The 14566-nt window shown below is 68.1% G+C and carries 11 protein-coding genes and 2 pseudogenes; 8 read left to right on the top strand and 5 right to left on the bottom strand.

Going from position 1 to position 14566, the window contains the following annotated elements:
* Positions 1–120: 120 nt before the first annotated feature.
* The gene (locus HIV01_RS12670) at positions 121–975 is read left to right on the top strand and encodes an energy transducer TonB (protein WP_200607630.1); all 855 of its coding nucleotides are present in this window, start codon (positions 121–123) and stop codon (positions 973–975) included.
* 77 nt (positions 976–1052) lie between these two features.
* On the top strand, positions 1053–1877 hold the full coding sequence (locus tag HIV01_RS12665) for an energy transducer TonB (RefSeq protein WP_200607628.1): 825 nt from the start codon (positions 1053–1055) through the stop codon (positions 1875–1877).
* Positions 1878–1979: 102 nt separating this feature from the next.
* Here the strand turns inward: HIV01_RS12665 and rho are convergent, their stop codons facing one another.
* Positions 1980–3704, bottom strand: a complete 1725-nt coding sequence (rho, locus tag HIV01_RS12660) for a transcription termination factor Rho (RefSeq protein ID WP_200608521.1) — start codon at positions 3702–3704, stop codon at positions 1980–1982.
* Positions 3705–4007: 303 nt separating this feature from the next.
* On the bottom strand, positions 4008–4334 hold the full coding sequence (gene trxA, locus HIV01_RS12655; RefSeq protein ID WP_200607627.1) for a thioredoxin TrxA: 327 nt from the start codon (positions 4332–4334) through the stop codon (positions 4008–4010).
* Between the two features lie 288 nt (positions 4335–4622).
* Between trxA and rhlB the strand changes: the two are divergent.
* The 6 genes and pseudogenes from rhlB to rpoH form a co-directional block, all read left to right on the top strand.
* Positions 4623–6206: pseudogene (gene rhlB, locus HIV01_RS12650) on the top strand (ATP-dependent RNA helicase RhlB); the annotation flags it as partial.
* A 270-nt stretch (positions 6207–6476) separates the two neighbouring features.
* Positions 6477–7164 (top strand): annotated as a pseudogene (gene ftsE, locus HIV01_RS12645) (cell division ATP-binding protein FtsE).
* Positions 7165–7235: 71 nt separating this feature from the next.
* Positions 7236–8135: a permease-like cell division protein FtsX gene (gene ftsX, locus HIV01_RS12640; protein ID WP_425600280.1), complete on the top strand. Its 900-nt coding sequence runs from the start codon at positions 7236–7238 to the stop codon at positions 8133–8135.
* Between the two features lie 11 nt (positions 8136–8146).
* Positions 8147–8989 carry a response regulator gene (locus HIV01_RS12635; RefSeq protein ID WP_200607621.1) on the top strand — a complete coding sequence of 281 codons (843 nt, stop codon included), beginning with the start codon at positions 8147–8149 and terminating at the stop codon, positions 8987–8989.
* Positions 8986–9705, top strand: coding sequence for a uracil-DNA glycosylase (gene ung / locus HIV01_RS12630; protein WP_200607619.1), 720 nt, complete (start codon positions 8986–8988; stop codon positions 9703–9705). The genes HIV01_RS12635 and ung overlap by 4 nt, the downstream gene beginning before the upstream one ends.
* A 114-nt stretch (positions 9706–9819) precedes the next feature.
* Positions 9820–10710 (top strand): RNA polymerase sigma factor RpoH, encoded by an 891-nt coding sequence (gene rpoH, locus HIV01_RS12625; RefSeq protein WP_200607617.1) that lies wholly within the window; start codon positions 9820–9822, stop codon positions 10708–10710.
* Between the two features lie 120 nt (positions 10711–10830).
* Here rpoH and HIV01_RS12620 read toward each other — a convergent pair whose 3' ends face one another.
* The 3 genes from HIV01_RS12620 to tal form a co-directional block, all read right to left on the bottom strand.
* A complete protein-coding gene (locus HIV01_RS12620) occupies positions 10831–12114 on the bottom strand; it encodes an NAD(P)/FAD-dependent oxidoreductase (RefSeq protein WP_200607615.1) in 1284 nt (427 codons plus the stop codon).
* Positions 12111–13439, bottom strand: coding sequence for an MFS transporter (locus HIV01_RS12615; RefSeq protein WP_200607613.1), 1329 nt, complete (start codon positions 13437–13439; stop codon positions 12111–12113). The genes HIV01_RS12620 and HIV01_RS12615 overlap by 4 nt, the downstream gene beginning before the upstream one ends.
* 93 nt (positions 13440–13532) lie before the next feature.
* On the bottom strand, positions 13533–14483 hold the full coding sequence (gene tal / locus HIV01_RS12610; protein ID WP_200607611.1) for a transaldolase: 951 nt from the start codon (positions 14481–14483) through the stop codon (positions 13533–13535).
* Between the last annotated feature and the right edge of the window lie 83 nt (positions 14484–14566).

Below are 14566 nucleotides of genomic sequence, written 5' to 3'. Positions count from 1 at the left end.
CCGTTGCCGATAACCCGCAGTACCTTCACCTGGACATGCGAAGGACTGCCCGGCATGGGGGCTTGTGCGAGGGCGCGATTCCGGGTGTCATCTGCGAACCCGCATCGATAGGGAAATCGCATGGCAAGGCTGGGGTGGTGGGGAATGGCGCTGGTGCTGCTGACGGGCATGGCGCATGCGCGCGCGCCGGAAGAGGTGCGCAGGCAAGTGGAGGCCAGCATGCTGGTGACCGGCTCGGTCGACATCGAGCAGGACGGCAGCGTGGGCGGCCATGCCTTCGACAAGGCCGAAGCGCTTCCCAAGGGCCTGGTCGACCTCGTCGACCAGGCGATCAAGACGTGGCGCTTCGAGCCGGTGAAGGCCGATGGCAAGGCGATTGCGGCACGAAGCAGGTTCAGCCTGCGTGTCGTCGGCAAACAAGCCGAGGATGGCGGTTACACGCTGCGAATCGCCGGCGTCCATTTCGGCAAGGGCAATGCCGACGATTCGATCCCGCATCGGCGCGGTCGCCTCGCGGCTCCCCGCTATCCGGAGCAGGCCGCGCACCGTGGCGTCGGTGGCACGGTCTATCTGGTGCTGCGGATCGGCCGCGATGGCAGCGTCGAGGATGTCATCGCGCAACAGGTCAATCTTCGCGTCGCGGCGTCGCCGAAGGACATGGAGTACTTTCGCAAGCAGTTCGCCGACACCTGCATCGCGACGGCCCGCAGGTGGCGCTTCGATCCGCCGACGCAGGGTGAGGCGGCGACCGCGTCGTCATGGTCGGTGCAGATACCCGTGGACTTCCATGCGCCCGATCGCCCACCTGTCAGCTACGGTCGCTGGGAAGCTTATGTCCCAGGCCCGCGCGTGCCAGTGCCGTGGCGGACAAGCGCCGAAGCCGACCGTGGCTCGACCGATGCCATCGCAGCCGGTGGCGTCTACTCCGACAGCGACGACGGCCCGCGCCTGCTGACGCCGCCGGGACAGGGATGACTGGGCGCCACGATACTCACGCACGCCGCGCAGCATCTCCGCGGCATGGGCACAGCGAACACAAACGGGGACACGCCATGGGGATGGAAAGGTTCGGTAATGCGGTGCTCGCGCTGGCGCTACTGCTGCCCGGGGCGTCGCCTGCGTTCGAGGACGAGCGGAAGTACGCGCTCTACGCCGAAGGAGACATCGTCCTCAATCCGGATGGAACCGTCCGTGACTACACGCTGACATCGACGGAACTGCCGCCATCGATCGCCGTGCCGGTCGATCGCAGCGTACGCAGTTGGCGCTTCGTACCGGTGCTGGTGGATGGCCAACCGGTTGCGGCGAAGTCCCGCTGGAACCTGCGCCTGTCGCTGGAACCAGTGGATGGGAACTACCGGATGCGGATCACGAAGGTAACCTTCGGTAATCCGAAGCGCGTCCACGGTCTGACACCGCCGAAGTATCCGCGCGATGCGGCCGTTGCCGGGATCGGAGCGCAGGTGGATCTGGCGCTCAAGCTTGATGACAAAGGCAAGGTCATTGCGGCGCACTCCTACCAGACCAGCCTGACCCATCGGGCCAATGACAAGGTCTCCGGCGCCTGGCGTCGGCGCTTCGAGCAGGCCGCGACCGAGGCCGCGATGCAGTGGACGTTCGACCTGACCGAGACCATCGGTGGCAAGACCGTCGAATCGATCACGCGGGTGCCGGTCGAATTCGTCGCACCGACCCGCAATGGCGAGGGCATGACGAGATGGCAATCCTACGTGCCCGGTCCGATCAACCCCCTGCCATGGCCGGAGGCGACCGGCGCGGTCGTAGACATCGACCAGCGCGAACCGGGAGACGACGCGCCCAGATCGATGTCCTCGCGCTTCCGGCTGGTCGACGATGTTGTCGGCAAGGTCCTTTGACCGGCGCCAGCACAAGCGTACGGATTGGTCGCTCGCACGGAGTGCACCAGTAACAAAAACGCCCCGCAGTGCGGGGCGTTTTCGTTGCGTCGGATGTAGAACTCAGCGCTTCATCGAACTGAAGAACTCGTCGTTCGACTTGCTGGTCTTCATCTTGTCCAGCAGGAACTCCATCGCGCCGATCTCGTCCATGCCGTGCAGCAGCTTGCGCAGGATCCAGATCTTCTGCAGCAGTTCCGGCTCGATCAGCAGGTCTTCGCGGCGGGTGCCCGAGCGGTTGATGTTGATCGCCGGGTACACGCGCTTCTCGGCGATACGACGGTCCAGGTGCACTTCCGAGTTGCCGGTGCCCTTGAACTCTTCGTAGATCACCTCGTCCATCTTGCTGCCGGTGTCGATCAGCGCGGTGGCGATGATGGTCAGCGAGCCGCCTTCCTCGACGTTGCGCGCGGCACCGAAGAAACGCTTCGGGCGGTGCAGGGCGTTGGCGTCGACACCACCGGTCAGGACCTTGCCCGACGACGGCACGACGTTGTTGTAGGCACGGGCCAGGCGGGTGATCGAGTCGAGCAGGATGACCACGTCGCGCTTGTGTTCGACCAGGCGCTTGGCGCGCTCGATCACCATTTCGGCGACCTGCACGTGGCGCGCGGCCGGCTCGTCGAAGGTCGAGGAGACCACTTCGCCGCGCACGGTGCGCTGCATCTCGGTCACTTCTTCCGGACGCTCGTCCACCAGCAGCACGATCAGATGCACGTCCGGGTGGTTGTGCGTGATGGCCGTGGCCACCTGCTGCATCATCATCGTCTTGCCGGCCTTCGGCGGCGAGACGATCAGGGCGCGCTGGCCTTTGCCCTGCGGCGCCATCAGGTCGAGGATTCGGCCGGTGATGTCTTCCGTCGAGCCGTCACCGCGCTCGAGGCGGAACTTGCGACGCGGGAACAGCGGCGTCAGGTTCTCGAACAGGACCTTGTTCTTGCTCGCTTCCAGCGGCTCGCCGTTGATCGTGTCGACCACGGCCAAGGCGAAGTAGCGCTCGCCATCCTTGGGCCAGCGGATGCGGCCGGACAGATGGTCGCCGGTGCGCAGGTTGAAGCGGCGGATCTGGCTGGGCGAGATGTAAGTGTCGTCCGGACCGGCCAGGTAGCTGGCCTCATGCGAGCGCAGGAAGCCGAAGCCGTCGGGCAGGATCTCCAGCACGCCGTCGGCGGCGACGCCTTCGCCATGGCGGGTCAGGACCTTGAGCAGGGCGAAGATGACGTCCTGCTTGCGGGCACGGGCAACGCCTTCCTGGATCTGCAGGGTGTCGGCGAGGTCGAGCAGCTTGTTCGCCGGCATCCGCTTGAGGTCGCCCAGCGAGTACTGCGGGAAGCCCTCGGGGACCTGCGGGTGCGGACGCGGCACGAACTGCTCGCCGTTGCCGCCGTCGTCCTCCATGCCACCCTGGAAGCGGTCGCGCTGGCGGTCACGGCGGTTGCGGAAGCGGTCGCGGCGGTTGTTGCGGCCGCCTTCGTCGCCACCCTGGCCCTGGCCTTGCTGCTGGCCTTGCTGGCCGCCGCCCTGGTTGCGGTTCTGGTGCTGGCCGCCCTGGCCTTGGCCCTGGTGCTGACCGCCCTGGCCACGCTGGCCCTGGCCGCCTTCGCCCTGCTGGGCGGGGGCGCCTTCGGCGCGGGGTTCGGAGGGAGCGGCGGCCGGAGCGGGCGCGCTGGGGGCCGGGGCAGCCGGCGGCGGGGCTTCCGCGCGCGGCGCCGGGGCGCTGGGCATTTCGAGTTGGGTCTGTGCGGCGGCGGCGTTGTCGGCGGCCTTGCTCACACGCGGCTTGCGCACGCGCTTTTCGGCGGTGTCGCCAGCGTCGGGGGTGTTATCGGACAAGCAGGGATTCCTCGCTAAGGCGAGCGCTCGCAGACGGCGAGCGGGGCGTCAGGGACGATGGGTTATCAGAGGGGGGTGCGGCGCCGCGACTGGTCACGCGACAGGTCTTCGGAAACGCCGGGTAGGACGAAACTAGCACTGCCAAAGCGTGGCGGCAAGCGTCCGGACAGGGGGCGTTCACATCGCCGGAGGGGCCGGCGGAACTGCGCCCGCGGGGCGGGCGCAGCAAAGGGCTCGATGCAGGGCCGGGACCCGGCCTCAGAGCGCCTTGTCGATCATCTGGCTCAGCTGGGCCTTGCCCACCGCGCCGATCTGGGTGGCCTGGACCTGGCCGTTCTTGAACAGCAACAGCATCGGGATCGAGCGCACGTGGTACTTCATCGCCGTGTTGCGGTTGTGGTCGACGTTGACCTTGGCGATCTTGACCTTGCCCTCGTAGGCAGCGGCCAACTCGTCCAGGGCCGGGGCGATCATCTTGCACGGGCCGCACCATTCCGCCCAGAAGTCCACCAGGACCGGCTCGGACGACTGCAGCACGGCGGCATCGAAATCGGCATCGCCGACGTGCAAAATTTTCTCGCTCACGGGGTTCTCCTGCGGGTTGGATCGACGGCCGAGCGGCGGCACGGGCCGCCGGCCCGGCTGGGGCCGGCCCGGGGACCGGCCGGTGCCGGATCGGGCGTTACGGTAAACTGGGGCGTTTCGCGGCGACTTCAAGCCCGCCGCCGACACCGAACCGAGCCGGCCCGGATGGGAATGACCCACTCTGGGACCGGCCCCGGCAGTCTGCGATGCGGACGCCACCCACGCAAGCGCACCGGTGCAAAACTGCAATCCGCAGATAGCACGGTCCCGCGGACAGACTGAAAGCTGATGAGCGACAAGCCCCTAACCGATATTTCCTTTTCCTCCTTCGACATACATCCGAGCCTGCTGGCCGGACTGGAAGCCGCTGGATTCACCCGCTGCACCCCGATCCAGGCGCTGACGCTGCCGATCGCACTCACCGGCCGTGACGTCGCCGGCCAGGCCCAGACCGGCACCGGCAAGACGCTGGCGTTCCTGGTCGCGGTGATCAACCGCCTGCTGACGCGTCCGGCGCTGGCCGAGCGCAAGCCCGAGGACCCGCGCGCGCTGATCCTGGCGCCGACGCGCGAACTGGCGATCCAGATCCACAAGGACGCGGTCAAGTTCGGCAGCGACCTGGGCCTGAAGTTCGCCCTGGTCTACGGCGGCGTCGACTACGACAAGCAGCGCGAGCTGCTGCAGAAGGGCGCCGACGTCATCATCGCCACGCCCGGCCGCCTGATCGACTACGTCAAGCAGCACAAGGTCGTTTCGCTGCACGCCTGCGAAGTCTGCGTGCTCGACGAAGCCGACCGCATGTTCGACCTGGGCTTCATCAAGGACATCCGCTTCCTGCTGCGTCGCATGCCGATCCGCACCGAGCGGCAGACGCTGCTGTTCTCGGCCACGCTCAGCCACCGTGTGCTGGAGCTGGCGTACGAGCACATGAACGAGCCTGAGAAGGTGGTCGTCGAGACCGAGTTCATCACTGCCGCAAAGGTCCGCCAGAAGGTCTACTTCCCGGCCGACGAAGAGAAGATCCCGCTGCTGCTGGGCCTGCTGTCGCGCAGCGAAGGTGCGCGCACGATGGTGTTCGTCAACACCAAGGCGTTCGTCGAGCGTGTTGCCCGCGCCCTCGAGCGCGGCGGCTACCGCGTCGGCGTGCTGTCGGGCGACGTGCCGCAGAAGAAGCGCGAGTCGCTGCTCAACAAGTTCCAGAAGGGCCAGCTCGAGATACTCGTCGCCACCGACGTGGCCGCGCGCGGCCTGCACATCGACGGCGTCTCGCACGTCTACAACTACGACCTGCCGTTCGATGCCGAGGACTACGTCCATCGCATCGGTCGTACCGCCCGCCTGGGCGCCGAAGGCGACGCGATCAGCTTCGCTTGCGAGCGCTATGCGATGTCGCTGCCCGACATCGAGGCCTACATCGAGCAGAAGCTGCCGGTGGTGGCGGTCGAACCCGACCTGCTGGTGGCGCTGCCGCGTACGCCGCGCGAAGTGCCGGCCGGCGAGCCGGGCGAGGAAGAAGAAAGCATCGGCGCGATCTTCAAGGAAGCGCGCGAACAGCGTGCGGCCGACGAGGAGCGTCGTGGCGGTGGCAAGGGTCGCAGCGGCAGCGGTGCCGGTGGCCCGCGTCGCAGCAGCAGTGGTCGTCCTGGCGAGCGTCGTGAAGGCGGCGCGCCGCGTGGCGAGCGCAAGCCGCGCGCGGCCGCAGCCGTGGCCGAGGCCGGTGCATCGGTAGTGGCAGCGCCGGTCGCCGCCGCAGCCGCCGCACCGACGCCGGGCCTGGCCGATGCCGAGCGCGCGCCGCGCAAGCGCCGTCGCCGTCGTGGCGGCAAGCGCGTCGAGGGCAACGGTGAAGCCGCCGTCGCCGCAGCACCGGTGCAGCAGGGCGGCAAGGCCACCTAGGTGCACGCGCAGAAGCCGCCGAAGGCCGCTGCGTCGGGCGAGAAGCCGGGCCTGCTCAATCGCATCGGCCGCAGCCTGAAGTCGCTGATCACGCGCGCACCGCGCAGCCAGCACTGACGCTCCGAGCCCCTCTCCCGCCAGCGGGAGAGGGGACTTTCACGATCACCGTCGCGGTTTTATTGAGGCCGCTGGCCTTCCTCGCCCGCGCCACCGATACTTGGCGACACGAGCAAGCCCCGGTGAGCGATGAGCGTCCTGCGCTTCGACAATGTCAGCAAGCGATACAGCGGCGGCCACGACGCGCTGAGCGAAGTCAGCTTTGAAGTGGCGCCGGGCGAGATGCTGTTCGTGACCGGCCATTCCGGTGCCGGCAAGAGCACCCTGCTCAAACTCATCCATCTGTCCGAGCGGCCCAGCCGCGGCGCCGTGCTGTTCGGCGATCGCAACCTGCTCAAAGTGCGCGGCCGTCGCATCGCCCTGCACCGGCGCGATGTCGGCGTCGTATTCCAGGACCACCGCCTGCTCGCCGACCGCAGCGTCGCCGACAACGTCGCCCTGCCGCTGATCCTGCGCGGCCTGCGCCGTGGCGATATCGGCAAGCGTGTGCGCAGCGTGCTCGACAAGGTCGGCCTCGGCGCGCGCGCCGAAGCCCTGCCGACGCAGTTGTCGGCCGGCGAACAGCAACGCGTCGGCATCGCCCGCGCCATCGTCGGCGAACCGCGCCTGCTGGTCGCGGACGAACCCACCGGCAATCTCGATCCGACCCTGTCGGCCGAAATCATGGCGCTGTTCGAGTCGCTGCCCGAGCGCGGCACCAGCGTGCTGGTCGCCAGCCACGACCCTGGCGCTGGTCAAGCGCATGAAGAAGCGCGTGCTGGTGCTCAACCAGGGGCGCCTGGTCGACGACATCTCGCCCCAGGACCTGGCCCAGTGAGCGCGTCCCCGGAAGCGACCAAGCCGCAGGCTCCGGCCGCCAAGGCGCGCCCGCAGGCGCCGCGTTCGCGCCTGGGCACCTGGTTCGACCACCACCTCTACAGCCTGGTTGCCAGCCTCGGCCGCATGTTCCACAAGCCCTGGGCGACCGCGCTGACCATCGGCGTGATGGCGGTGGCGATCACGCTGCCGCTGGGTCTGTGGGCGGCGCTGGGCAACATCGAGCGTTTCACCGGCTCGGTGCAGCAGGCGCGCCAGATCAGCCTGTTCCTCAAGCCGGCAGTCGCGCTCGACCGCGCCCGCGCGCTCGCCGACGAGCTGCGTGGCCGTGCCGACGTGGCCGCGCTGGAACTGCGCACGCCCGAGCAGGGCATGCAGGAGCTGCGCGAACACAGCGGCCTGGGCGAAGCCATCTCCGCCGTTGAAGGCAATCCTTTGCCGAGCGTGTTGATCGTCAGCCCCAAGGGCGACGAAGCCATGCTCGCCGCCTCGCTGAAGAACCTGCCAGAGGTCGACGTCGTCCAGCACGACGCCGGCTGGCGCGAGCGACTGGATAGCTGGCTGCGCTTCGGCGTGCGCCTTGCCTGGGTGCTGGCGATCCTGCTCGGCCTGGGCGCGCTGCTGGTGGTCGGCAACACCGTGCGCCTGGACATCCAGTCGCGCCGCGAGGAAATCGCCGTGCTCCAGCAGCTCGGCGCCACCGACGGCTTCATTCGTCGCCCCTTCCTTTATCTGGGCCTGAGCTATGGCCTGGTCGCAGGCGCGATCGCACTGGCGCTGCTGACGGCGGCCGACCAGGCGCTGCGCGATCCGCTCGCCGATCTCGCCCGCAGTTATGGCAGCAGCTTCACCCTGCGCGGCTTCGACCTGCGCCAGGCAGCGGCGATTGTCTTCGGGTCCGGCCTGCTCGGCTGGATCGGCGCCGGTCTCGTGACCGGTCATTACCTGCGCCAGACCCGGCCCATTTCGTAAGCAGTGAACGCATGACCTCCCACGATCTTCGCCACCTCGCCAGCACCGCGCCGCGGATCATGGTGGTGGACGGTTCCAAGCTGGTGCGCAAGCTCATCGGCGACGTGCTCACGCGCGAACTCGCCGATGCGGTGGTCGTGCCCTGCGCCGGCATCGCCGAGGCGCGCGCCGCGCTCGAAGCAGGCGCCGTCGACTTGGTCACCACCTCGCTGTCGCTGCCGGACGGCGACGGCATTGCCCTCGCCCGGGCCGTGCGCGAGGCGGCGGGGCAGGCCTACGTGCCGATCATCGTGGTCTCCGGTGATGCGCAGTCGCACCTGGAATCGCGCAGCTTCACCGAGGACGTCACCGACTATTTCGACAAGGCCCTCGGACACACCGCGCTGGCCGCCTTCATCCGCGGCTACGTGCACCCGCAGCCGATCCCCGGCGCACGCGTGCTCTACGTCGAGGACAGCAAGGTCGTGGCGCTGGCGACCAAGCGCATGCTCGAACGCGCCGGCCTGAGCGTGCTGCACTTCATCGGTGTCGAGGAAGCGCTGGAATTCCTCGAGACCCGCCGCGGCCAGGAAGACATCGGCGCCGACCTGGTGCTGACCGACGTCTATCTGAAGGGCGCGCTCAGCGGCAACGACCTGCTTGAGCGCCTGCGCCAGGACTTCGGCCACGGCAAGCGCCGCCTGCCGGTGCTGGTGATGACCGGCGATGCCAACGCCCACAACCAGAGCGCGCTGCTGCGCGCCGGCGCCAACGATCTGGTGCTCAAGCCGATCGAAGAGCGCCTGCTGATTACCAAGACGCTGTTCCAGCTGCGCCTGTCGCGGTTGCCGGAGCAGGCGACGCTGGACGCATGAACGACGGCGGCGAGCGCGCCCACAGGATCGCACTCGAGCCATCCTGGAAGGAGCGGATAGGCGACTACCTGCAACGTCCGGACATGCAGGCGCTGTCGACGTTCCTGCGCGAGCGCAAGGCCGCCGGCGCCAATGTCTATCCGCCCGGCCCGAACATCTTTGCCGCGTTCGACGCGACGCCGTTCGATGCGGCCAAGGTCGTCATCCTCGGCCAGGACCCGTACCACGGCCACGGCCAGGCCCATGGCCTGTGCTTCTCGGTGTTGCCCGGCGTGCCGGTGCCGCCGTCGCTGCTCAACATCTATAAGGAAATCGAGCGCGACCTGGGGATCGCCCGGCCCGACCACGGTTGCCTGCTGCCATGGGCGCAGCGCGGCGTGCTGCTGCTCAATGCCGTGCTGACCGTCGAGGAGGGCCGCGCCGGCGCCCACCAGGGCAAGGGCTGGGAAGGCTTCACCGACCACGTGGTCGACACCCTCAACCGCGAACGCGAGGGCCTGGTGTTCCTGCTCTGGGGCAGCTACGCCCAGGCCAAGGGCAAGGTGATCGATACGCGCCGGCACCGGGTGCTCAAGGCGCCGCATCCTTCCCCGCTGTCGGCCCACCGCGGGTTCCTCGGCTGCGGCCACTTCTCGGCCGCCAACGAGTACCTCCAACGGCGCGGGCAGGGCGTTATCGACTGGTCGCTGCCGCCCCGGACCCAGCTGGCGGTCTGACTACGCCTACGGCACGGTCCCGAACCTGAACGGTTCGATTGTTCTGTCACCGCAACAGTGCGGAACTTCCAGGGCCTTTAGCAGTCCTACAACCCGACTGCTAAGATGCCTGCCATGACCACGAACAGCCTTACCAATAGCGGCCTGTCCACTGCGCTGGTCGCCAACAACATCCCCGTGCCGAGCGCGCTTGGCTCGCTGGACGCCTACGTCAACGCGGTGCACCGCATCCCGGTGCTGACCGTCGAGGACGAGCAGGCGCTGGCCCGCCGGTTCCGCGAAGGCGAAGACCTCGATGCCGCCCGTGAGCTGGTGCACTCGCACCTGCGCTTCGTCGTGCATGTTGCCCGTGGCTACAACGGCTACGGCCTGCAGATCGGCGACCTCATCCAGGAAGGCAACATCGGCCTGATGAAGGCGGTCAAGCGTTTTGACCCCGACCAGGGCGTGCGCCTGGTGTCGTTCGCCGTGCACTGGATCCGTGCCGAGATGCACGAGTTCATCCTCAAGAACTGGCGCATCGTCAAGGTCGCCACGACCAAGGCGCAGCGCAAGCTGTTCTTCAACCTGCGCAAGTCCAAGACCCGCCTGGGCTGGATGAACGCCGAGGAAGTGCGCGCGGTCGCCAAGGACCTCAACGTTTCCGAGCGCGAAGTGCTGGAGATGGAATCGCGCCTGTCGGGCCGTGACATCGGCTTCGATGCGCCGGACGAAGACGACGATGGCGCTCCGCCGTCGCCGGTCGCCTACCTGCGTGCCGACGGCGAGGATCCCTCGCAGACCTACGAGCGCGAAGACGAGGAAGACGGTCACCTGGCGCTGCTGCGCGAGGGCCTGTCGGAACTCGATGCGCGTTCGCGCGACATCATCAAGCGCCGCTGGCTCGACGACGAAAGCAAGATCACGCTGCAGGAGCTGGCCGACGAGTACGGCGTCAGCGCCGAGCGCATCCGCCAGATCGAGGCGAACGCGCTCAAGAAGATGCGGGCGCTGTTCGCGGCGTAAGCGTCAGCAGATGTGACACGCAGAACGGCCCGGGAAACCGGGCCGTTTTGTTTTGCATAACCGTCATCCCGGCGAGCGCCGGGATCCATTTGGACTTGGCACTGGACGGCAACGGCCGGATCAAGATGGATCCCGGCGTTCGCCGGGATGACGTTCAAGGTTGTCCTGCCCCAGGATGATCCGCGCGTGTCGCTGGTAGCTCCAGTACGCCCATGCCCAGTTGATCAGCACGATGATCCGGTTGCGGAAGCCGATCAGGAAGAACACGTGCGCGGCCAGCCAGAACCACCACGCCAGCAGGCCTGACAGCTTGAACCCGTGCAGGTCGACCACCGCGGCCATGCGGCCGATCGTGGCGAGGTTGCCGAAGTCGCGATAGCGGAACGGCGCCGCCGGCTTGCCGGCCAGGCGGGCGCGGATCGCCGTGGCCACGTGCGCGCCCATCTGCTTGGCCGCCGGGGCCACGCCGGGCACGGGCTTGCCGTCCTGCACCACGCTGGCGAGGTCGCCGGCGATGAAGATCTCCGGATGGCCGGGCACGCTCAGGTCGGACGCCACCGGTACGCGCCCGGCGCGATCGCGGTCGACCCCCAGCAACGCGCCCAGCGGCGAGGCGGCGACACCGGCGGCCCACAGCACGGTGCGCGCGGGCACGAACTGCTCGCCAAGGGTGAAGCCACGCGCATCGATGGCGCTGACGGCCGTGCCGGTCACGACTTCGACGCCGAGCTTCTCCAGCTGCCGTTGCGCCTTGGCCGACAACGACTCCGGGAATGAGGCCAGCACGCGCGGGCCCGCTTCGATCAGCCGCACGCGGGCATGCGACGGATCGATGTTGCGGAACTCGCGCTTGAGTGTGTGCCGCGCGATCTCGGCCAGCGTGCCGGCCAGTTCGACGCCGGTCGGTCCGCCACCGACGACGGCGAAGCTCAGCCAGGCGGCCCGCTCGTCGGGGTCTTCGCAGGCCTCGGCGCGCTCGAATGCCACCAGCAGTCGCCGCCGGATCGCCAGCGCGTCGTCGAGCGTCTTCAGCCCGGGCGCATCGCGGCTCCATTCGTCGTGGCCGAAGTACGCGTGCGTGGCGCCGCTGGCGAGCAGCAGGCAGTCGTACGGAAGCTGCTCGCCATCGGCGAGCGTGACCGTGCGCGACTGCATGTCGATGCCGGTGACCTCGCCCAGGCGCACTTCCACGTTGCGCTGGTTGCGCAGGATGTGGCGCAGCGGCGCGGCGATATCGGGCGACGACAGGCCGGCGGTGGCCACCTGGTAGAGCAGCGGCTGGAACAGGTGGTGGTTGCGCCGGTCGATGAGGGTGATGTCGACGCCATCGCCGGACAATGCACGCGTCGCCCAGAGGCCACCAAAACCGCCGCCGACGACAACGATGCGTGGACGCGAGCTCATGCCTTGGCTGCTCCTGGTTGGGCGCCATCCTGATCCCGGTCGATGCAGGAATGAAGCTTGGTGTCGCGCATGAACACGTACACCGACAGCGACACGGCGACGCACGCGGTCACGTACCAGTAGAAATACGATTCATGGCCGACTTTCTTGAACCACAGTGCCAGGTACTCGGCCGTGCCGCCGAACACCGACACGGTGAGTGCATAAGGCAGCCCGACACCGAGCGCGCGTATGTGCGCCGGGAACAATTCGGCCTTCACCACCGCATTGATCGACGTGTAGCCGCTGACGATCACCAGCCCGGTCATCACCCATGCGAACGCGCTCCAGACGCTGCTGGCCGCTGCGATGCCGCTGAGGATGGTGTAGGTGCACAGCGTGCCGAGCACTCCGAAGGCGATCAGGATCGGGCGCCGCCCGATGCGGTCGGACAGTGCGCCCACCAGTGGCTGCAGCAGCATGAACACCAGCAGCGACGCCGCAGATATGAGCGTGGCATCGGCTTTGCTGAAGCCGCCGGTGTTGACCAGGAACTTCTGCGGGTACGTGGTGAAGGTGTAGAACGAGAGCGTGCCGCCCATCGTCAGGCCGATGACGGTCAGCACCGCGCGCGGGTGCTGCAGCAGCACGCGCAGGCTGCCGCGGCGCTTGGGGTCGTGGCTGCGGGCGGCCACGAACGACTCGGTCTCCTGCATGCCGCGGCGCAGGTACAAGGCGGTGACCGCGCACAGCGCGCCGACCACGAACGGAATGCGCCAGCCCCAGTCGTGCAGCTGCTCTTCGGTCAGCAGCAACCGTTGCAGCAAGACCAGCAGCCCGAGTGCGAGCAACTGCCCCATCACCAGCGTCACGTACTGGAAGCTCGACCAGAAACCGCGTCGGCGCGCGTCGGCCATCTCGCTCAGGTAGGTGGCCGACGTGCCGTACTCGCCGCCGACGCTGAGGCCCTGCAGCAGCCGCGCGAAGACCAGCAAGGCCGGTGCCGCAAGGCCGATGCTGTCGTGGCCCGGTGCCACGGCGATCAGCAGCGAGCCGGCGCACATCAGCAGCACCGACAGCATCAGCGCCGCCTTGCGGCCGTGGCGGTCGGCGTAAAGCCCCATCAGCCAGCCGCCGACCGGACGCATCAGGAAGCCGACCGCGAACACCGCTGCGGTGTCGAGCAGCTGCGCTGTGGTATCGCCCTTGGGGAAGAAATGCGGTGCGAAGTAGATGGCGAACGCGGAGTAGGCGTACCAGTCGTACCACTCCACCAGGTTGCCGACCGATCCGCTGAAGATGCTGCGCAGGCGGTTGGCGGGAGTGATCCGGGTCGTCGCATCCATGCGCACAGTTTGCCTCAAGCCGATGAGGGCGGCTTCAGCCGCTCCCACCGGAAGTTGGCAGGTCGCGGCCGATGCCGCAACCGCAGGCGGCGATCAGCGCAGCCGGTCGGCCAGCAATGCCTCGAGCTTGCGCTGGTCGGCGGCGAAGCGGCGGATGCCGTCGGCGAGCTTGTCGTTGGCCATCGCATCCTCGTTGTGCTGCCAGCGGAAGGCCGCTTCGTCGAGCACGGCCGGTGCCGGTGCGCGGTCGCCGGTGTCGTTCAACGCGCGCGGCACGCCGCCTTCGCTGGCGGCCAGTTCGGCCAGCAGTTCGGGCGAGATGGTCAGGCGATCGCAACCGGCCAGCGCCAGCACCTGCCCGGTGTTGCGGAAGCTCGCGCCCATCACCACGGTGTTGAAGCCATGGCGCTTGTAGTGGTGCCAGATGCGCGTGACCGACTGCACGCCCGGATCGTCCTGAGGCGTGGCCGGCTTCTCGCCGCCGTTGGCCAGGTGCCAGTCGAGGATGCGACCGACGAAGGGCGAGATCAGGAACACGCCGGCCTCGGCGCAGGCCACGGCCTGGGCGAACGAGAACAGCAGGGTCAGGTTGCAGTTGATGCCTTCGCGCTCGAGCTGCTCGGCGGCGCGGATGCCTTCCCAGGTCGAGGCGGTCTTGATCAGCAACCGCTCGCGGCCGATGCCGGCCTTCTCGTACAGCCCGACCAGCTTGCGTGCCTTGGCCAGCGTGGCGTCGGTGTCGAAGCTCAGGCGTGCATCGACTTCGGTCGAGACTCGGCCCGGGATCAGCTTGAGGATCTCGGTGCCGATCGTGACCGCAAGGACGTCGGACGCGTCGGCGACGCGCTCGCTCAGGTCGGAGCCGCGCGCCTGCGCCAGCGCCGAGTCGATCAGCGGCGAATAGGCCGGGATCGAGGCGGCTTTGAGCAGCAGCGAGGGATTGGTGGTGGCGTCGAGCGGATGGAAGCGGGCGATGGCCTCGATGTCGCCGGTGTCGGCGACGACGGCGGACAGGGTGCGCAGTTGTTCGAGCTGGCTGGTCATGGTGTCGGTGGCTTCGGTGTCGGGCTCATTCTCTCCGATTAGATCATGGTAGCGCTAACATTCGTAAGGCAGGCCGCGTCATG

The sequence above is a fragment of the Lysobacter arenosi genome (genome assembly GCF_016613475.2).
GTDB classification, from domain to species: Bacteria; Pseudomonadota; Gammaproteobacteria; order Xanthomonadales; family Xanthomonadaceae; genus Lysobacter_J; species Lysobacter_J arenosi.
Note: the sequence above shows the minus strand (reverse complement) of the source record. Positions and strands in the feature narration are given on the sequence as shown.

Excerpts from the sequence above, each read along its gene's own strand:
- tal (WP_200607611.1), bottom strand. The coding sequence starts at position 14,483 with ATGACCAGCCAGCTCGAACAACTGCGCACCCTGTCCGCCGTCGTCGCC.
- HIV01_RS12635 (WP_200607621.1), top strand. The coding sequence starts at position 8,147 with ATGACCTCCCACGATCTTCGCCACCTCGCCAGCACCGCGCCGCGGATC.
- HIV01_RS12615 (WP_200607613.1), bottom strand. The coding sequence starts at position 13,439 with ATGGATGCGACGACCCGGATCACTCCCGCCAACCGCCTGCGCAGCATC.
- rpoH (WP_200607617.1), top strand. The coding sequence starts at position 9,820 with ATGACCACGAACAGCCTTACCAATAGCGGCCTGTCCACTGCGCTGGTC.
- ung (WP_200607619.1), top strand. The coding sequence starts at position 8,986 with ATGAACGACGGCGGCGAGCGCGCCCACAGGATCGCACTCGAGCCATCC.
- HIV01_RS12665 (WP_200607628.1), top strand. The coding sequence starts at position 1,053 with ATGGGGATGGAAAGGTTCGGTAATGCGGTGCTCGCGCTGGCGCTACTG.
- HIV01_RS12620 (WP_200607615.1), bottom strand. The coding sequence starts at position 12,114 with ATGAGCTCGCGTCCACGCATCGTTGTCGTCGGCGGCGGTTTTGGTGGC.
- HIV01_RS12670 (WP_200607630.1), top strand. The coding sequence starts at position 121 with ATGGCAAGGCTGGGGTGGTGGGGAATGGCGCTGGTGCTGCTGACGGGC.